Source organism: Bacillus sp. AFS055030, assembly GCF_002574545.1.
Lineage (GTDB): Bacteria > Bacillota > Bacilli > Bacillales > Bacillaceae_G > Gottfriedia.
Map to the genome: position 1 here is coordinate 54,735 of NZ_NUGT01000008.1, position 19,176 is coordinate 73,910.

18 protein-coding genes are annotated in these 19,176 nt (G+C 33.1%); 13 read left to right on the forward strand and 5 right to left on the reverse strand.

Features of this window, described 5'->3' with window-relative positions; translation table 11 throughout:
• Positions 1-407: 407 nt before the first annotated feature.
• From CN925_RS03045 to wecB, 12 genes are all read left to right on the forward strand, one after another.
• Entirely contained in the window at positions 408-2,138 is a 1,731-nt protein-coding gene (locus tag CN925_RS03045; RefSeq protein WP_098844712.1) for a phospho-sugar mutase, read from the forward strand.
• Between the two features lie 221 nt (positions 2,139-2,359).
• Positions 2,360-3,313, forward strand: coding sequence for a polyisoprenyl-teichoic acid--peptidoglycan teichoic acid transferase TagU (gene tagU / locus CN925_RS03050; RefSeq protein WP_483295160.1), 954 nt, complete (start codon positions 2,360-2,362; stop codon positions 3,311-3,313).
• Between the two features lie 486 nt (positions 3,314-3,799).
• Complete coding sequence (gene galU, locus CN925_RS03055) at positions 3,800-4,675, forward strand: UTP--glucose-1-phosphate uridylyltransferase GalU (RefSeq protein ID WP_098844714.1); 876 nt, start codon at positions 3,800-3,802, stop codon at positions 4,673-4,675.
• Positions 4,676-4,808: 133 nt separating this feature from the next.
• Positions 4,809-5,729, forward strand: a complete 921-nt coding sequence (gene tagU, locus CN925_RS03060) for a polyisoprenyl-teichoic acid--peptidoglycan teichoic acid transferase TagU (protein WP_098844766.1) — start codon at positions 4,809-4,811, stop codon at positions 5,727-5,729.
• A 177-nt stretch (positions 5,730-5,906) separates the two neighbouring features.
• Complete coding sequence (gene rfbA / locus CN925_RS03065; protein ID WP_098844715.1) at positions 5,907-6,785, forward strand: glucose-1-phosphate thymidylyltransferase RfbA; 879 nt, start codon at positions 5,907-5,909, stop codon at positions 6,783-6,785.
• Positions 6,786-6,803: 18 nt separating this feature from the next.
• The gene (rfbC, locus tag CN925_RS03070) at positions 6,804-7,364 is read left to right on the forward strand and encodes a dTDP-4-dehydrorhamnose 3,5-epimerase (protein WP_098844717.1); all 561 of its coding nucleotides are present in this window, start codon (positions 6,804-6,806) and stop codon (positions 7,362-7,364) included.
• Between the two features lie 5 nt (positions 7,365-7,369).
• Positions 7,370-8,230 carry a dTDP-4-dehydrorhamnose reductase gene (gene rfbD, locus CN925_RS03075; protein WP_098844719.1) on the forward strand — a complete coding sequence of 287 codons (861 nt, stop codon included), beginning with the start codon at positions 7,370-7,372 and terminating at the stop codon, positions 8,228-8,230.
• Between the two features lie 4 nt (positions 8,231-8,234).
• A complete protein-coding gene (gene rfbB, locus CN925_RS03080; protein WP_098844720.1) occupies positions 8,235-9,248 on the forward strand; it encodes a dTDP-glucose 4,6-dehydratase in 1,014 nt (337 codons plus the stop codon).
• 167 nt (positions 9,249-9,415) lie between these two features.
• On the forward strand, positions 9,416-9,832 hold the full coding sequence (locus CN925_RS03085) for a hypothetical protein (RefSeq protein WP_098844722.1): 417 nt from the start codon (positions 9,416-9,418) through the stop codon (positions 9,830-9,832).
• A gap of 10 nt (positions 9,833-9,842) precedes the next feature.
• Positions 9,843-11,957 carry a CgeB family protein gene (locus CN925_RS03090; protein WP_098844724.1) on the forward strand — a complete coding sequence of 705 codons (2,115 nt, stop codon included), beginning with the start codon at positions 9,843-9,845 and terminating at the stop codon, positions 11,955-11,957.
• Positions 11,958-11,969: 12 nt separating this feature from the next.
• A complete protein-coding gene (locus tag CN925_RS03095) occupies positions 11,970-12,953 on the forward strand; it encodes a glycosyltransferase (RefSeq protein ID WP_098844727.1) in 984 nt (327 codons plus the stop codon).
• 326 nt (positions 12,954-13,279) lie between these two features.
• Entirely contained in the window at positions 13,280-14,383 is a 1,104-nt protein-coding gene (gene wecB / locus CN925_RS03100; protein WP_483295162.1) for a non-hydrolyzing UDP-N-acetylglucosamine 2-epimerase, read from the forward strand.
• Between the two features lie 231 nt (positions 14,384-14,614).
• Here wecB and CN925_RS03105 read toward each other — a convergent pair whose 3' ends face one another.
• From CN925_RS03105 to CN925_RS03120, 4 genes are all read right to left on the reverse strand, one after another.
• Entirely contained in the window at positions 14,615-15,118 is a 504-nt protein-coding gene (locus tag CN925_RS03105) for a hypothetical protein (protein WP_098844733.1), read from the reverse strand.
• A gap of 359 nt (positions 15,119-15,477) precedes the next feature.
• Positions 15,478-15,912, reverse strand: a complete 435-nt coding sequence (locus CN925_RS03110) for a hypothetical protein (RefSeq protein WP_098844736.1) — start codon at positions 15,910-15,912, stop codon at positions 15,478-15,480.
• A 135-nt stretch (positions 15,913-16,047) separates the two neighbouring features.
• Complete coding sequence (locus CN925_RS03115) at positions 16,048-16,476, reverse strand: barstar family protein (RefSeq protein WP_098844738.1); 429 nt, start codon at positions 16,474-16,476, stop codon at positions 16,048-16,050.
• Between the two features lie 248 nt (positions 16,477-16,724).
• The gene (locus CN925_RS03120) at positions 16,725-17,120 is read right to left on the reverse strand and encodes a YhfM domain-containing protein (protein ID WP_483295163.1); all 396 of its coding nucleotides are present in this window, start codon (positions 17,118-17,120) and stop codon (positions 16,725-16,727) included.
• Between the two features lie 433 nt (positions 17,121-17,553).
• Here CN925_RS03120 and CN925_RS03125 point away from each other — a divergent pair, with 433 nt between their 5' ends.
• A complete protein-coding gene (locus CN925_RS03125) occupies positions 17,554-18,789 on the forward strand; it encodes an IS110 family RNA-guided transposase (RefSeq protein WP_098844743.1) in 1,236 nt (411 codons plus the stop codon).
• 148 nt (positions 18,790-18,937) lie between these two features.
• Here the strand turns inward: CN925_RS03125 and CN925_RS03130 are convergent, their stop codons facing one another.
• Entirely contained in the window at positions 18,938-19,144 is a 207-nt protein-coding gene (locus CN925_RS03130; protein WP_098844746.1) for a hypothetical protein, read from the reverse strand.
• Positions 19,145-19,176: the final 32 nt, after the last annotated feature.

Consider the following 19,176-nt stretch of genomic DNA (forward strand, 5'->3'; position numbering starts at 1 on the left):
TAGGGATGTATTATTTGTTCCTTTGGGGCGTGTTTTACTTTAGCTTAGACTTATTTGTATTAATCCCAAGAGTAAAATTGCAAATGCGAATTGAAATTTAAAAAGCGTTAAAGATCTGATTTAAGAATCTTTAACGCTTTTTTATATTAATACAACTCAATTTAAAAGATAAAGGTAAGTTGGTTGAATTACTTATTTATTTCTGAATAAAATTAAAAATTAAGTCTGGGAAGTTGTATGCGCTTATTTTTGTCCTTAACTACATATTTGTATTTCTTTCCAAAACCCAAAATATTGTTTTGTAATACTAAAATGAAAAATTTAAAACAATCAATTTCAATGTTTATAAAAATCAATAATTGTCAATCGATTGTTTTACGGTTTTAAGAATAAGAGGTAAATTGTAGATGAATCATAAAAATCAATTCAAAAAATGGTACAACCATCCATCACTAGACAATGAACTAAAATCATTACTAGAACAAATGAAATCAAACGAAAAACTAATAGAAGACAGCTTCTACAAAAACCTAGAATTCGGCACAGGCGGAATGCGAGGAGAACTAGGCGCAGGTACAAACCGTCTTAACATTTACACTGTACGAAAAGCATCAGAAGGGTTAGCACGTTTCATCGAGAACCATGGTGAAGAAGCAAAACGTCAAGGTGTAGTAATTGCTTACGATTCACGTCACAAATCACCTGAATTTGCAATGGAAGCAGCAACGACTCTTGGTGCACATGGTATTAAAACATATGTATTCGAAAGCTTGCGTCCGACTCCAGTTTTATCATTTGCAGTTCGTTATTTAGGTGCGTTCAGTGGGATCGTATTAACAGCAAGTCATAACCCACCTGAATACAATGGCTATAAAGTATACGGTCCTGATGGTGGACAATTACCTCCTGCAGAAGCGGATGCATTAACTAGTTTCGTAGATCAGGTTGAAGATGAATTATCAGTGGAGGTAGCTTCAAAAGAAGAGTTACTGTCTAATGGTTTACTAGAAATGATCGGCGAAAAAGTAGATACAGCTTATTTAGAAGAGTTAAAAACAGTTGTTGTAAATGCAAAAATTGTAGAAAAGCATGCGAAGGATTTAACTATTGTTTTCTCACCTTTACATGGGACGTCTAATATTCCTGTTCGTAATGGATTAAGTATGTTGGGTTATACAAATGTAACTGTTGTTAAAGAGCAGGAGCTTCCAGATCCAAACTTTACGACTGTAAAATCTCCGAATCCAGAAGAACATGCAGCATTTGAATTAAGTATTCAGTATGGTGAGAAAGTAAATGCAGATGTATTAATTACAACTGATCCTGATGCAGACCGTTTAGGTGTTGCTGTGCGTAATGCTGAAGGTGAGTTTACGATTTTAACAGGTAACCAAACTGGTGCGTTAATGCTTGAGTATTTATTATCTCAAAAGAAATCACTTGGAACTTTACCTGACAATGGTGTAATTTTAAAAACAATTGTTACATCTGAAATTGGACGTGTTATTGCACAAAACTATGGTATTGATACGATTGATACGCTTACTGGCTTTAAGTTTATTGGTGAGAAGATTAAAGAGTATGAACAAACAGGTGAGTACAAGTTCCAATTTGGCTATGAAGAAAGCTATGGCTATTTAATTCGTGATTTTGTAAGAGATAAGGATGCAGTTCAATCTGTTATATTAGCTTGTGAAGTTGCTGCTTACTATAAATCGCAAGGTAAAACATTATATGATGGTTTACTAGAAATCTTTGAAAAGTATGGTTTCTTTAAAGAAGATTTAGTTTCTATGACATTGAAGGGGAAAGATGGAGCAGAGCAAATTCAACAAATGATGAATGAGTTCCGAGTGAATCCTCCGAAAGAGTTTGCTAGTCTTGAAGTTGCGATCATTGAAGATTATATAGAAAGTACTAGAACAATTCTTAAAGATGGCACAAAAAACGAAATAAATCTTCCGAAATCAAATGTTTTAAAATACATTTTATCAGATGGATCTTGGTGTGCATTACGTCCATCTGGTACTGAGCCGAAAATTAAATTTTATTTCGGGGTTAAAGGAAATACATTAACAAATAGTAATGAAAAATTAGAGGCAATAAAGAAAGACGTTTTAAGTCGTTTTGATAAGTAGGTAATTTTTGCACAGGTAATTTATAATGATTGCCTGTGCATTTTTCTTATGCAAGAAAATAAAAAGTCTGTACCTAAAAAGATTTTGCATTCTTTTAGTTTTTCAAAAAATTAACACATAAATATTATGCAAATGCCTTTCTAATCAAGTAAGATAGAAATATAAGCAATTCTGACTATTTTTCATAGGAAAATAAAGTTCATAATTAAAGGAGAAAAATCTTGTCTAGATCAGAAAAACGCTCATCTAAAAAAATGTCCACGACAAAAAAAGTTCTACTAACCCTAGTTAGTGTACTAGTTGTCATTGGTCTAGGAATAGGCGGTTATGCTTATTCAATTTACCACAATGTAAATAAAACAACAGACGCAATTTATAAAGGCATCAAGAAAACTGATAAACGTAAAGAAGAAGTAAGTGTTGAAAAGAAAGAACCTTTCTCGATTTTACTATTAGGGGTTGACCATCGTCCTGGTGATAAAGGTCGTTCGGATACGATGATTGTGTTAACAGTTAATCCGAATACTAATACAACAAAGATGGTAAGTATTCCACGTGATACGAGAACAGAAATTGTTGGTAAAGGTAAACAAGATAAGATTAATCACGCTTATGCATTTGGTGGAATTCAAATGGCAGTTGACTCGGTTGAAAATTTTTTGAACATTCCAATCGATTATTATCTTGAAGTAAATATGGAAGGCTTTAAAGATATCGTAGAAGCAGTAGGTGGAGTTGATGTGAATAATGACTTAGACTTTACTTATGGTGGAGTTCATTTCACTAAAGGACCAATGCATTTAAATGGTGATGATGCTTTACTTTATTCTCGTATGCGTAAGCAAGACCCAAGAGGTGACTTTGGACGTCAGCTGCGACAAAGACAAGTGATTGAAGCAGTTATTAAAAAAGGGGCAACAATCTCTTCTTTAACAAACTATCAATCGATTTTACAAGCGATTCAAAAGAATGTTGTGACGAACTTTGGCTTAAATGATATGGTATCAATTCAAAAAGACTATCGTGTTGCTGCGAAGAATATTACAGAAACTCAGATTACAGGTCAAGGTAAACTGATTGATAAAATTTATTATTTACTTGTTTCGGATGAAGACAGAAATACTATTTCAAATGATCTTCGCCAGCACTTAGAGCTACCTTTAGAAACAAAATAATAATTGTTAACTGGATAATAGGCACCTTAAAAAAGAGGTCTATTATCCAATTTTTTTTATTCCTATTGATTAAACTTGTTTCCAATCTGCAAAAAAATAATTATATTTGTATAATAAATAACGTTACAATATTGTTTAATGATTGTAATATAAATAGGTCTAAACCATTATAATGTAGATATTTCCTCTAGTTTGTGCAAACGTCAATCTAAATATTTATTAAAAACTACTTAACGAAATGTTGAGAAATTGTTATAATAAGTTTTGTTGATTATCTAATATTATTCTAAAAAAATAATTCAAGGCAGGATTTACTTGGAAGAGTAAAGGTTATTTAGTTTCGAAGTGTAAAATTGTCTGCTTAGAAGTAAATCATCAGGGTATTATGTACCCTTTTTAGTTTTTTAAATGGAGTTACATTTTTGTGTATTAAATCACATGCGTATAGATATAAAATAGAGAGAAGAACATGGGGGGACTTTTGAAATGAAAAAAGTAAGAAAAGCAATTATTCCAGCAGCGGGATTAGGAACACGTTTTTTACCTGCAACAAAAGCGATGCCGAAAGAAATGTTACCAATCGTAGACAAGCCAACAATTCAATATATAGTAGAAGAAGCGATTGAATCAGGAATTGAAGACATTATTATCGTAACAGGTAAAGGTAAACGTGCAATTGAAGATCACTTTGATTATTCATTTGAGTTAGAACAAAATTTATTAGAAAAAGAAAAATATGATATATTAAAACAAGTAAAAGCTCCATCTAATATTGACATTCATTATATTCGTCAAAAAGAACCAAAAGGATTAGGTCATGCTGTATGGTGCGCACGTAATTTTATTGGGAATGAGCCATTTGCAGTATTACTTGGTGATGATATTGTTGAAGCAGAAACACCAGGATTAAAGCAATTAATTGATCAATATGACCAAAAATTCTCTTCTGTAATTGGTGTGCAAACTGTACCAGAAGAAGAAACACATCGATATGGAATTGTTGATCCAATCATGCAAAATGGCAGAAGCTACGAAGTAAGAAACTTTGTTGAAAAACCAGCACCTGGTACAGCTCCTTCGAATTTAGCCATTATGGGCCGTTATGTCTTTACACCTGAAATTTTTAAGTTCTTAGAAGAACAAAATATCGGTGCTGGTGGAGAGATTCAGTTAACGGATGCTATTCAAGAATTAAATACGATTCAACGTGTGTTTGCATATGACTTTGAAGGAAAGCGTCATGATGTTGGTGAAAAATTAGGATTTATTAAAACAACGATTGAGTTTGCTTTAAAACATGATGATTTAAGAGAAGATTTATTAGATTATTTAAAGGACATGTTAACAGTAAACGTTAAATAAAGATGGATGATTTGAAAAAGTAGAACTTATATTAATATAATGAAGTTTTTGGAATAATGGATTTTTAATTAAAGATAAAGTTCATAAAAGGAGAAAACTATTGTCTAGATCAGAAAAAAAATCAGCTAAAAAAATGTCAACGGCAAAAAAAGTAGTATTAATTGTAGTCAGTGTATTAGTTGTGATCGGTTTAGGAATTGGTGGTTATGCGTATTCTATTTACCATAATGTAAATAAGACGACAGATGCGATTTATAAAGGAATCAAAAAATCAGATAAACGAGAAGAAGAAATAAGTGTTGAAAAGAAAGAACCGTTCTCTATTTTAATATTAGGTGTCGATCATCGTCCTGGTGATAAGGGCCGTTCGGATACGATGATTGTGATGACGGTTAATCCAAATACAAATACGACAAAAATGGTTAGTATTCCACGTGATACAAGAACGGAAATCGTTGGAAAAGGGAAAGAAGATAAAATTAACCATGCCTATGCATTTGGTGGAATCCAAATGTCAGTTGATACAGTTGAGAACTTCTTAAATATTCCAATTGACTATTATCTTGAAGTAAATATGGAAGGCTTTAAAGATATTGTTGATGCAGTAGGTGGAGTTGATGTCGTTAATGACTTAGACTTTACTTATGGTGGTGTACATTTTGAGGAGGGCCAAATTCATTTGAATGGTGAGGATGCATTAAAGTATTCTCGTATGCGTAAATTAGACCCACGAGGTGACTTTGGTCGTGAGCAGCGACAAAGACAAATCATTGAAGCGGTAATCAAAAAAGGAGCTACCATTTCTTCTTTAACAAATTACCAATCCGTTTTACAAGCGATTCAAAAGAATGTTGTGACGAATATTAAGTTAGACGATATGATCGCAATTCAAAAAAATTATCGTGAGGCTTCGAAAAAGATTAGTAAATCCCAAGTGACTGGTTCAGGTAAGAAAATTGATGGTATATACTATTATTTAATTCCGCAAGAGGAACGAAACGCTATCTCAAATGATCTTCGCCAGCATTTAGAGTTACCCGCTGAAACAAAATAATGATTAGTTAGACACTGTTAAAATTTTTTAACGGTGTCTATTTTTTTTGATCATATTCATCAAAAATACCACTCTTTACCACCAAACTCATAGATCCTCTAAGAAGTTTACCTACACAACCCCTTAACCACTATCATAATAATATATATATTCCTAAATGTTTAGGAGGTCTTAACAATAAAAGGCATTATACTTGCAGGTGGCAGCGGTACTCGTCTTTATCCATTAACGATGGTGACTAGTAAACAACTATTGCCTGTATACGATAAACCAATGATTTACTATCCATTATCTACTTTAATGCTAGCTGGTATTAGAGAGATTTTAATTATATCGACTCCAGAAGATTTACCTCGTTTTGAGGCGTTGTTAGGTGATGGCTCACAATTTGGCGTTTCGTTGAACTATAAAGTACAACCTTTTCCAGATGGGTTGGCCCAAGCGTTCATTCTTGGTGAAGAGTTTATTGGAAACGACTCTGTTGCGATGATATTAGGTGACAATATTTATTATGGCAGTGGGTTACGTAGTATGTTGAAGAAAGCTGCGATGAAGGAAAAAGGGGCAACAGTATTCGGGTATCATGTCCAGGATCCTGAGCGATTTGGTGTTGTAGAATTCGATGAGTCAGGGAAAGTTTTGAGCATCGAAGAAAAGCCAGTAGCTCCGAAATCAAATTATGCAGTTACTGGATTGTATTTTTATGATAATCGTGTCATTGAAATTGCTAAAAACGTAAAACCATCAAGTCGAGGGGAATTAGAGATTACTTCTGTCAATGAAGCTTATTTAAATTTGGGAGAGTTAGAAGTTGAGTTATTAGGTCGCGGCTATACATGGTTAGATACTGGAACGCATGAAAGCTTAGTGTCGGCAACTAATTTTGTCAAAACAATCGAAGAGCATCAAGGGATTAAAATATCTGCGCCAGAAGAAGTAGCTTTTATTAATGGGTGGATTGATAAAGAACAATTAGTCCGTTTAAGCGAATCGCTTCGTAAAACAAGTTATGGTAACTATTTACGAAAAGTTGCAAATGGCGAGATAAAATATTAGTTCAAGGGGTCATTATCAATGAAAATGACAGAAACTTTTATAAAAGGAATTGTAGTGATTGAACCGACTGTTTATGGTGATCATCGTGGTTGGTTTATGGAAACATATAATGATTCTAAAATGAAGGATCTTGGAATGGATTTGAATTTTGTTCAAGATAATCAATCATTTTCTGCATTGAAGGGAACGTTGCGGGGATTACATTATCAGTTGTCTCCAAAAGCACAAACGAAATTAGTTCGTTGTACAAGGGGTGCAATTTTTGATGTGGCTGTCGATCTAAGAAAAGGGAGTCCAACTTACGGAAAATGGTTCGGAATCGAGTTAAGTGCAGAAAACAAAAAACAATTATTCATTCCAAAAGGGTTTGCTCACGGTTTTATGACGTTAACAGATAATGTGGAAGTCCAATATAAGGCGGATGAGTTCTATTCACCCGAATGTGATCGTGGAATTGTTTGGAATGACCCCGATATTCAGGTGCAATGGCCAATGAATAGTTCTCCATTATTATCTGAAAAAGACAAAGCCGCACCATTATTAAAAGATGCTGAAAATAATTTTATTTATAAGGAGTAATATAAATGAAGGTTTTAGTAACTGGTTATGGTGGACAACTAGGCTATGATGTTGTTAAGGAATGTGAACGACATGGTTTAGTTGTAAAAGGAATCGGTCGAAAAGAACTCGATATTACTGAAAAGGAATCAGTTTCTTCTATTATCGATTCATTTAAACCGGATGTAATTGTTCACTGCGCTGCCTATACAGCAGTAGACAAAGCGGAAGATGATAAAGAGAATTGCTGGAATGTGAATGTAGAAGGAACAAGATATTTAGTTGAAGCTGCGAAAAAACATCATTCAAAGTTCATTTATATTAGTACGGACTATGTATTTAATGGGACAGGTGAAAGTCCATTTAATGAAGATGACCAACCGGATCCAATCGGCTATTATGGATTAACAAAGTTTGAGGGTGAAAGAGTTGTTCAATCATGCATCGAAAACTATTTCATCGTTCGTATTTCGTGGGTATTTGGGATTAATGGAAATAATTTTATTAAAACAATGTTGAAATTATCAGAAACAAGAAATGAATTAAAGATCGTCGAAGATCAAATTGGTTCACCGACTTATACAGTTGATCTAGCTAGATTCATAATCGATTTAATGAAATCAGATCAATTTGGAATCTATCACGCAACAAATGAGGGCTTTACTAGTTGGGCTGATTTTGCAAAAGAAATATTCAAACAAACAGACAGAAAAACTTTCGTAAAATCGATTGCATCCGAAGACTACCCTACTCGAGCAACTCGACCGAAAAATTCGAGATTATCAAAACAAAAGCTAGTAGATAATGGCTTTCAATCTTTACCTTCATGGCAAGACGCATTAGCAAGGTATTTAGTTCAATTAAATAAAAGAGACGAGGTACAGTAAAAACATGAAAGTAGCTGTTACAGGTGGTGCCGGTTTTATCGGTGGAAACTTTGTTCAATACATGATCAATAAATACCCATCTTATTCAATATACAATTTGGATGCTTTAACGTATGCGGGGGATTTAACAAAACATAAAAATATCGAACAAAATGAAAACTATCATTTTATTAAAATTGATATTTCAAACCGTGACGACATCATGACTTTATTTAAAAAAGAGAAATTCGACTATGTCATCCACTTCGCAGCAGAAAGTCATGTTGATCGCTCAATAGCAGACCCAAGTATATTCGTGACAACAAATGTATTAGGAACTCAAGTTTTACTAGATGCTTCAAAAGTGATAAACATTAAGAAATTTGTCCATGTATCGACAGATGAAGTGTACGGGGATCTAGATTTTGATCCTACAACCTTTTTTACTGAAGATACACCGCTACAACCGAATAGCCCGTACTCCGCAAGTAAAGCATCTTCTGATTTATTAGTTCGTGCCTATCATGAAACGTATGGATTTCCGATGAATATCACACGTTGTTCAAATAATTACGGACCATATCACTTTCCAGAGAAGTTAATTCCATTAACGATTTCTCGCGTTCTAAATGACCAAAAAGTTCCTGTTTATGGCACTGGTGAAAATATTCGCGATTGGTTGCATGTTCTTGACCATTGTTCTGCAATTGATTTAGTTTTGCATAAAGGAGAAAACGGGGAAGTTTACAATGTAGGTGGACATAACGAGCGGACGAATTTAGAGGTTGTTAAGACGATCATTAAAGAGCTTGGTAAATCTGAGGGATTAATTGAATTCGTTAAAGATCGTTTAGGTCATGATAAACGATACGCGATTGATCCTAGTAAATTAGAAAAACTAGGATGGAAGCCAACTTATCATTTCGATACTGGAATTGCTCAAACCGTTCAATGGTATTTGGAAAATAAGGAATGGTGGGAGAAAATCGTTTCAGGTGAATACAAAGATTATTTTGAAAAGCAATATGGAAATAACTAAGACTGCCTACGCAAAATTTGCAAAGGCAGTTATTTTTTTACATTATTTTAACATGGATACTCATTAAGCTTCACAAAAAGTCGTTAATCTCTAATTAAGAATCGTTTCCTTTTTAATAAACACGTCTTACTTGGATACGGTGTTTATCTTATTGTTGGAGGTTTGAAATGAAGAATAGTCAATTATTGAATAGTAGTCATGTTGATTCAACAACTGTAAGTTTTAAACCAAGTTTAATCGAGGTTTCGACTGAGGATCTCGATGGGAATATTGTACGGAAAAATGAATGGTTAATGAAAGAAAATGAATGTCTCTCTAATAAAGTGATGGAATTAGAAAAGAGAATGGAAGAGCAATTATTTCGTCGGTTGGATTTAATTGTTGAGCATGAGGAATTTATGATGGGGCTTGATGATTATGTGATTGTAAACGAAGTAAAGCAGTCATTTGGTTCGTATGAATATGAAAAATTGCAAGAAGAATATCAAAAGCTGCAATTAAATTATGAAACGTTTCGGAATTCAAAGTTTGGCAAATTAGCTAGGAAATACTGGAAGCTCTTGAAGTATGTAAAAAGAAAATGAGGGGTCATGTATGTTAAAAGAATTAATCGAAAAACAAATTACTAGATTACGTAATGAAAAATATGACACGAAGATGATGCTGCAAGAATTAATGAATGTGGATGAACCCTTCTATTTTCAAAACCATGAGGTACTTCCATTGTCAGCTGATGATTTTATCGTTAGTAAAGGGATTCAAAAGTTTCAAAAGGAAAAGCAAACGCTATTTCATAACAAACTAATAAAACAGACTGCGGTTATTGATTATAAAGACGAAAAAAAATTAATGGATCTACTTTTTAATGAAGGTAGGAGTCAGTTATTTACTAAATTTGGCATCACAGGATTTGTGAGCGGTAAGTGTGAAGTAGTTTGTGAGCTACGATTTGTAGATCATGAGTATAACGCAATTACAGTCAATTTCCAGCTGGACGAGTTAGTTGATCTATCTCAATTTAATCAAAGTGGGATCCAATCGGCTTCTTTTTCGATTTATATGACAGGTGCGGCCACACTTCATATATTCCATGCTAAATTAATGGGTTCATATAAAAATAGTACGATAGACAATTCTCACTTGAACAAACAAAAGAAAGAAATTAAGGACTTTCGAGTAGGGTTTATCGCCGACGAATTTACGACACGATGCTTCGATTATGAGTTTCAACTTGTAAAAATTACGCCTGAGAATTGGTTGACGGAATTTAAAAAGCATCGAATAGATTTATTTTTTTGCGAGTCTGCCTGGCTTGGGAATGATGGAGCTTGGAAGGATAAAATCGGTACGAAAAATCATCGAAATCATACGAAACTATTAAAATTAGTTTATTGGTGTAAAGAGCATAAGATCCCGACCGTCTTTTGGAATAAGGAAGATCCGTTCCATTATCAAGCCTTTATTGATACTGCTAAGCATTTTGATTATGTATTCACGACTGATTTTGAATCCGTTCAGAACTATGTGGATGAAGGCTGCGAAAATGTTTATTGCTTACCTTTTGCAGCTCAACCGAAAATTCACAATCCAATTGAATCTATTCCTCGTAAAGAGAAAGTAGTTTTTGCCGGGGCGTATTATGGGAAAAAGTTTCCTGAGCGTACGAGTACGATGGAGAAGCTAGTCAATTCTTCTAAGGAATACGGGCTAGATATTTATGACCGTAACTATCATAATCCAACAAGTCCTAATCAATTTCCAGATGAGTATAAACCATTTATTGTTGGAAACTTAAAACAAAATGAAATTGATCTTGCGTATAAAGGCTATAAAGTAGCACTAAATGTAAATAGTATTACGAAATCTCCGACAATGTTTGCCCGGAGAGTATTTGAGTTATTAGCAAGTAATACCCCGATTATTAGTTCCCATTCAGAAGGGATTCATCGAATGTTTGGAGAGATTGTAACAGCGACAGACGATGAAAAGATCATGAAACAACGACTTTCAAACTATTTTACAGATGAGACTTTTTATAAAAAGAATCGTCTACTCACATTGCGAAAAGTATTAGAAGAACATACATATACGAATCGAGTGGAAGATTTATTCGACATTATTAATCTGCCATATGAGAAATATGAAGAGACTGCTACTTTAGTAGGAATTGTTCGAAGTAAAGCTGATTATGAAAAAATAATCTCGATTTACAATAGACAAGGAATCAAACAAAAAAAGCTAGTGATCCTACTCGATTTGTTTGAAGGCTATTTAAATATTTTTAATCAAAACAATTATGGAGAAGTAAAAACCTATCTAATTGATTACTGCCATCATTACTTTAGCTTAAATGATCTCGTTGATTCGAATTATATTGCTCCAATTAATCTAGATCATTATTATGGAGAAAATTATTTAAGAGATTTGATGTTAGCGACTAAGTACACGAATGATACGATTATTGCTAAGGGCAATGGAAATAGCTATAACTACGTAAATGATTGCTATATTGATGGGGCATTGATTTGTAAAAAGGCGACTAGATTTCTTCACCCCAATGAATTTATAAAGCTTTTAAATCATAAATCATCAATTGGCCATTTCTCAAAAGCTGGTGTTCAATTTTTTGAAATTGATGAGTTTAATTTTTATCGAGATGCCTATGAACAAGCCATTAGCCAAGACACAATTGAGCGTATTTTAGTATAAGGAGCTGTTTTTATGAAACTGGCGATTATCGGGCATGATTTAAAATTTATAAACGATGCGATTAAGAGGTTTGAAGCTAGAAGTGACATTGAACTAAAAATTGATTTGTGGGAAGGTCATACAATTCATCAAGTTGGCAAAAGTTTAGAGATCGTTAATTGGGCAGCTGTTCTTTTTTGTGAGTGGGGACTTGGAAATGTGATTTGGTATCAGGAGCATAAAAAAGATCATCAATTATTAATTGTTAGAATGCATCGTTTTGAAATGAATACGCCTTTTCCAGAACGATTTGATTTTACGAAGATTGATAAGATTATTGCGATTTCTTCTTATATATTTGAGGAGTTTCATCGTGTTGCAAGGATTCCTAGGGAAAAGATGATCGTCATTCAAAATGGAGTTGATGTCGATAAATTCCATTTGCCGAAGCAATATGATGCAGATTTTAGAATTGGATTACTTGGTTATGTACCGAAGCTAAAACGGTTAGATCGGGCGCTTGAGTTGTTTGAAAAGTTATATGAAAGAGACAGTCGATATACGCTTTCAATAAAAGGGAAGCATCCGAAAGAGTTTCCGTGGGTATGGAATAATCAACAAGAGCAGGACTATTATACAAGTTTATTTAAAAAAATTGAGAATTCCCATTATCGTGATCAAGTTCAATTTGAAGAGTGGGGAGATTCAGCGGAGTGGCTCGAGTCGATTGGTTATGTTTTATCAGTTAGCGATTATGAAAGTTTTCACTTAGCACCCGTTGAAGGGATGGCTTCTTGTGCTGTACCAATTGTTTTAAATCGTGAAGGGGCTCGTATGATATTCCCTGATGAGTATATTTTTGAATCAATTGATCAAGCAGCTCAGTACATTGCGAATCGTAGAAAAGGAAATAAGCAAGAACTAGTTGAATTTGTGAAGGGAAATTACTGTATGGATAAAATGTGTTCAGAGATTTTGAGTCTAATTGATGAGTTACAAGTAAAATTAGTACATTAAGTAGATCTTAGTGCACAGTGATTTCTTGAATAGAAGGAACTGTGCTTTTTCTTCTTAGCCTCAAGTATGAATGATTTCAAATATGGGAAACTAAGTGTATAGGCTTTTTTCGATTTGTGAGATCGAATAGGAAAATTACTAGTTAAAGAACTTATTAGGAATTAAGACGATTAAATTGTATAATTTGTGATGTGAATAGAGGAATATACGGTATTTTTCATGGTAAAAAATGTCTTTATTTCGTTAGTTACGATACAATAGATAGATACATATTTCAATTTACCGAATTGTTTTTGAAAGGGGAAAGAATTTTGACTGTTAAAGTAATGACCATTTTTGGAACAAGACCAGAGGCAATTAAGATGGCGCCACTTGTGCTTGAATTAGCTAAACATCCAGATGAAATTGAATCAATTGTGACGGTTACAGCTCAGCATCGTCAAATGTTGGATCAAGTTCTTGAAATTTTCGACATCACGCCTGATTATGATTTAAATATAATGAAGGACCGCCAAACATTAATCGATGTAACAACTCGAGGATTGGAAGGTTTAAATAAGGTTATGCAAGAAGTAAAGCCGGACATTGTATTAGTTCACGGGGATACGACAACTACTTTTATTGCTAGTCTGGCAGCTTTTTATAATCAAATTGCAATTGGGCATGTTGAAGCTGGTTTACGTACTTGGGACAAGTATTCACCATACCCAGAAGAAATGAACCGTCAATTAACGGGTGTCATGACGGATTTGCATTTCTCTCCTACGACAAAATCAGCACAAAATTTATTAGCTGAAAATAAAAAGGAAGAATCAATTTTTATTACTGGTAATACTGCAATTGATGCACTTAAAACAACCGTAAAAGAAGAATATACTCATCCTGTTCTTGATCAAATTGGAAATGACAGATTAGTGTTAATGACTGCACATCGTCGTGAAAATTTAGGGGAACCAATGAGAAATATGTTTAAAGCGATTAAGCGCTTAGTCGAAAAACATCATGATATTCAAGTTGTGTATCCTGTACATATGAATCCTGTTGTTCGCGAAATCGCAAATGAAGTATTAGGAAATGACAATCGAATCCATTTAATCGAACCACTAGATGTGATCGATTTCCATAACTTTGCTGCAAGATCGCATTTAATCCTAACTGATTCTGGTGGTGTACAAGAGGAAGCACCTTCACTAGGCGTACCAGTTCTTGTTTTACGCGACACGACAGAACGTCCTGAAGGAATTGATGCTGGTACATTGAAGCTGGCTGGAACTGACGAAGAAGTCATTTTCTCGTTAGCCGATGAACTGTTATCGGACGAAGAAGCACATGCAAAAATGTCTAAAGCATCTAACCCATACGGAGACGGAGAAGCTTCTAGAAGAATTGTTGAAGTGATTATTCAACATTTTAAGAATAAAACAAAGTAATCATGTAATAGGAAAGACTAACTTTGAAAATTTTTCAAGGGTAGTCTTTTTTTTATTGGCTCTGTTAAAGAAGATTGTTGATATACTAACAAAAATTAAGGTACAAAAAATTGTGGTCTTTGCTTTTTCTTATACAAATAAAGCATGCGTTAGTTGCATAAAAGTTCCTAAAGTTTGTCTAATTAGACAAACTTTTTTAGTTCAAAAATCAATATTTAAATTTAACAGATCCTATTTATTAAAAATTACTTGGACATCTCTTGTAGAAAGATCAATTTCCTTAATTACTAAGTCATCATACCAATCACCGAGATCAACTACTCTTTTAAACGTATCAATATAAAATTCTCTTGAAAAACTTACTTCATAATAATCTACATTGTTATTGTTTCTATATTCGCGCAGGTATTCTTCAGCAAATTGTGGAGCATCAGACCAGAAATTTCTTACATTTTTTTCCACACAATTATAAATGTATTTGAAACATTCTTCTTCATCTTCAATTTTCAATAAATGATCCTTGAATTCACCAGATTCATTTAATAGAAATCCGTTTTCATCACTATAAAACTCTTCTAATAAACTAGCATTTACAATAAAAGTCTCAACGTGATCTCTAAAGATTTCATCCATAATTTGTGTTTCTGCGAATCGTTCAAATGCCTGTTCTTCCGACTCAGCATTGACAGCTACACAAATATCTGGACCAGCGTACACTACAAATGTTCTTTCCATCGTAATTCTCCTTTATCGAAAATAGTAACTTCCTTAATCGTAATGGAAAAGAGGGAGGAAAACTAGATGAACTTAAAACAATTTTTATGTCAAAACCAGTACTAAACATAATGCTAGGTACTAAAAAAGAAAAGGTGAATGAAAATATAATATCAATACTACAAAAAAGGGGATGAATAATATTGAAGCCAATTATTTCGTGGATTAAAGATGTACCAAATAAGGGAAAATCTGTAGATAAAGACAATAATGCCTTAAATGGTTACTTTTTAGCAGAACAAAAAATAAGACCACAAAAATAATGGTCTTTGCTTGTTCTTATTCAACTAAAGCATCAGTTAGTTGCATAAGTATTAAATTTAATACTCTACTACATTAAGCCATTGACCATCAGGACCAATTGTAATATGAGGAATTCTATTTAATTCAAACAATTTGTAAATGTGAACATTCTTCTTGTTTATATTTCTTAAAAGTTCTGTTGCATCGGTTTCGGAAAAAACCAGATGGTCCATTGTGGTAGACCGTAGATAAAATTCAAAAATATATTTATTTAGATTGTCTTTTACATAACCTAAATGCCCTATTTCCCTTGGAAAAACTCGTGGTAAAGGGAATTTATTTAGTTCATTAAAGTCACTAGCTAATTCCTCTAATAGTTCTTGTTCGTACTCAGGTATAATCGCATAAATATAACATCCTTGCTTGTAGAACTTATTAAATGTATTAACAAACTCTTGTTCATCTATTTCTTCATCGAGTAATATTTCACGTATATACGGAACATATTCCAAAATGAAATCACCCCTTTTTTATGATTATACAATTTGCTTTGAAATATTTCCTTATTAAACTAAACTGCCATTTACTACAATAAAAAAAGCCGAAGATAAGCAGCTCGTGTTATGTAACTTATAGTGAAATATTTCTTACTCAACCAAATAAACCTTAAAAGATTTAGCTTTACCTTCAACTACTACTCGTTCCACCTCTTCTTCCCAAAAAGGAAGGATAAGCCTATTGAATTGATCAATAATTTTCCTTTTTAATGAATCATTTTTTCTTGAAAATTTGTTGAAGTTGTAAATTATTAAAGCAAATTTTTCAATCTTATTATCTTCATATTCATCTTCTTCAAACCATGTCAGATCTCTAATCCAATCTAGATATCTATCCCACATATACTCACATGATCTTGGAAATTTAAACTTTTTCTCGACTTCAATAATATAATCCTCCCAGGTTTGGATTTTTTTACCATCCAATTCAACTAGAAATAAAGAATGATCATGTGTCATTTCTTCTTTTATTTCACTTATTTCTTGTGTTGTTATTTTATAAATTTTATTCTTTATCATTTAGATAACTCCCAACTAGATTTCAAATAGTTTTTTTAAAAATAATTCAACTTTTTAAACTTTTTTCCTTTTTTCTTATACAACTAAACTGCCATTATGTTGAATACTGGAATGAAAAAAGACCACAATTTGTGATCTTTACTTTTTCTTATTCAACTAAATGCATCAGTTAGTTGAATAGCAAATGGGTTAATGATTAAAATTCAATTTTCAATGTCTTAAAAAACCTCAGATAAGAGATCAAATTATTAATTTAGGTCAGATAATTTTCCACCAATGAGTATTTCATATAATTCTTCTGAACGATTCTTGTCTAATTGAAAAAATTTACTTTCGGCATTTACTGTGAGTTCCACTTTATCTTTATTAGGACTTATCCAAAGCTCATATAGTACTGCTTTTCCATTTATATCAGGATTTTTAAATTGAAATATAAATCTGTAATCGGCTGGGCGTACCATATCTACTTTTGTATGTTCCCAATCAATATTATCTAATAATTCTCTTACCTTTTGAACTTTCTTATTATTAGTTATTACTTTGAAGTCTTCATAATTATTTACATCATCGACCCGTTTTTGAACTTTTATATTTTGTTCTTCGTTTCCAATAAAGTTTGAACAACCTGTTATTAATATAGTCATAACAACAATAAGAGTAAGTATATATTTCAAACTTATCCCCCTTATATTTTAAGACGTTTCCATTTATAAATATTCCATTATTTACCTTTTAATTATACCACACCTTATAGAACTAATCTGACATTTAGTTGAACTAAAAAGAACTGCCGAAGCAACTCACGTTGTTCAACTAACGCATTAGTTCGTATTATAAGGTCATCCAGTTTTATTTACTGGTTGACCATTTTTTATATGGTCTTATGATTAAGTAGTCGGGGCAGAACGAAGCATTAGTGGGGCTTAGACCCCGTCAACTAAACAGTTCACCCCCTACTTATAGAAACATGCTTTGGGCTGGTTGGGACAAAGATCCCGAATAACAAGCGAACCTATGACACTATAAGGGAGTATTTGGGGAACCGATAAATTTAATAGTTTTAGGGGGAGATAGTTTATGAATCCAGTAGTTGGTCTGGATGTCGCAAAAGGAGAAAGTCAAATACAAGCTTTTTTAGATAGAAAGACTCCTTTTAAAAAAAGTTTTAAAATTTCACATACAGTTGAAGGGTTTAAGCAGCTACATCAATTTTTACAGAGTATCGAAGAAAAAGCCAATTCAAAACCAGTATTAATAATGGAATCGACAGGACATTACCATTCTCCAGTTATGCAGTTCTTAGATAGCTTAAATTATATTTACATCGTTATTAATCCATTAATCTCTTATCGAGCTAAAAGTTCGAGCTTAAGAAAGGTTAAGACTGATGTCATCGATGCGTACCACCTCTGCGAGCTGTATTACAAAGAAGAGTTAGAGCCACATAAAAAACGTGGTGCACAGTTACTAAACCTGCGAAATTTAACCAGACAGCACGATCATTTAACAGGTATTAGTTCTCAGGCAAAACTACATTTTTTAGCGATTCTAGATCAAGTGTTTCCTGAATATCGAGGTGTATTTGGAGATTTGTATTCTAATGTTTCACTCTTAACTTTACTGGAGTTTCCTTCATCTGAAGCTGTGTTACAAGCAGGTGAAGATCAACTGGCTAAACGAATCGCATCTTTATGTACTAGTCGTTCTAAACAATGGGCAAACGAAAGAGCTAAGCTTTTAATTACTGCGGCTGAAAAAAATCCGTTTCAAGTAAATCTTTATAGGAGCCTTATTATTTCGCTTGAGATGCATATTAAAATGGTTCTTCAATACAAAGAACATCTATCCAATTTAAAAGCAGAGATAGATGTCCTCGTCAAAGAAATTGAAGAATATACTATCATCCAATCGATTCCAGGTATCGGAAAAAAAATCGCGGCAACGATTATCTCTGAAATTGGTGAAATTGATCGGTTTGATAATCCTAAAAAACTTGTGGCTTTCACTGGTGTTGACCCGAGTGTCTTTGAATCTGGTAAATTCACAGCCAGTAGAAACCGTATTACAAAACGTGGTTCTAGTCGATTGAGACATGCGTTATTTATGGCTGTTCGGTGTGCAATTCGTGATAATCGTAAGAATAAGACAACAGACGAAATCATCCCAAGAAATAAGCGAATGCGACAATTTTATGATAAAAAGCGTGAAGAAGGAAAACCATTTAGAGTAACAGTTATTGCTTGTATAAACAAACTATTACATTGGATTTATGCCCTGTTAAAAAGCAAAACGACTTTCCAAGATCTAGCTTAAAATCTGAATCAACTTCAATTACCATAATCTTCCAATTTTTGAATAAGTGGAAGATTATTTGGCATGTCAAAAATAGTATAACATGAGTCCCAAAATTTTTTTATTGAAAATTATTGACAAACTATTAGCTGGTTTAGTTGATTAAGACCTATTTATGTGTTTTACCTTTATAGTTTTCCAGAACCGTTTCAGCATTAAAACTCAATATTCCTAATTCAGGGGAATTTGTAATATATTTTAATATTTGCTCTGCCTCTTTATATTTATAGTCAATTTCTAAAGCTACACTACAAGCCCAAATTTTCACATTAGGTTCGTTACTATCAATTAATATATCAAGCATATTTTCAACCAAAGTATTATCCTGTTACAAATGCTAATTTAAAT

What these genes read in the sequence shown, in the direction of transcription:
- CN925_RS03045 (WP_098844712.1), top strand. Translation starts at nt 408, where the DNA reads ATGAATCATAAAAATCAATTCAAAAAATGGTACAACCATCCATCACTA.
- galU (WP_098844714.1), top strand. Translation starts at nt 3,800, where the DNA reads ATGAAAAAAGTAAGAAAAGCAATTATTCCAGCAGCGGGATTAGGAACA.
- tagU (WP_098844766.1), top strand. Translation starts at nt 4,809, where the DNA reads ATGTCAACGGCAAAAAAAGTAGTATTAATTGTAGTCAGTGTATTAGTT.
- rfbC (WP_098844717.1), top strand. Translation starts at nt 6,804, where the DNA reads ATGAAAATGACAGAAACTTTTATAAAAGGAATTGTAGTGATTGAACCG.
- rfbD (WP_098844719.1), top strand. Translation starts at nt 7,370, where the DNA reads ATGAAGGTTTTAGTAACTGGTTATGGTGGACAACTAGGCTATGATGTT.
- rfbB (WP_098844720.1), top strand. Translation starts at nt 8,235, where the DNA reads ATGAAAGTAGCTGTTACAGGTGGTGCCGGTTTTATCGGTGGAAACTTT.
- CN925_RS03085 (WP_098844722.1), top strand. Translation starts at nt 9,416, where the DNA reads ATGAAGAATAGTCAATTATTGAATAGTAGTCATGTTGATTCAACAACT.
- CN925_RS03090 (WP_098844724.1), top strand. Translation starts at nt 9,843, where the DNA reads ATGTTAAAAGAATTAATCGAAAAACAAATTACTAGATTACGTAATGAA.
- CN925_RS03095 (WP_098844727.1), top strand. Translation starts at nt 11,970, where the DNA reads ATGAAACTGGCGATTATCGGGCATGATTTAAAATTTATAAACGATGCG.
- wecB (WP_483295162.1), top strand. Translation starts at nt 13,280, where the DNA reads ATGACCATTTTTGGAACAAGACCAGAGGCAATTAAGATGGCGCCACTT.
- CN925_RS03105 (WP_098844733.1), bottom strand. Translation starts at nt 15,118, where the DNA reads ATGGAAAGAACATTTGTAGTGTACGCTGGTCCAGATATTTGTGTAGCT.
- CN925_RS03115 (WP_098844738.1), bottom strand. Translation starts at nt 16,476, where the DNA reads ATGATAAAGAATAAAATTTATAAAATAACAACACAAGAAATAAGTGAA.
- CN925_RS03120 (WP_483295163.1), bottom strand. Translation starts at nt 17,120, where the DNA reads ATGACTATATTAATAACAGGTTGTTCAAACTTTATTGGAAACGAAGAA.
- CN925_RS03125 (WP_098844743.1), top strand. Translation starts at nt 17,554, where the DNA reads ATGAATCCAGTAGTTGGTCTGGATGTCGCAAAAGGAGAAAGTCAAATA.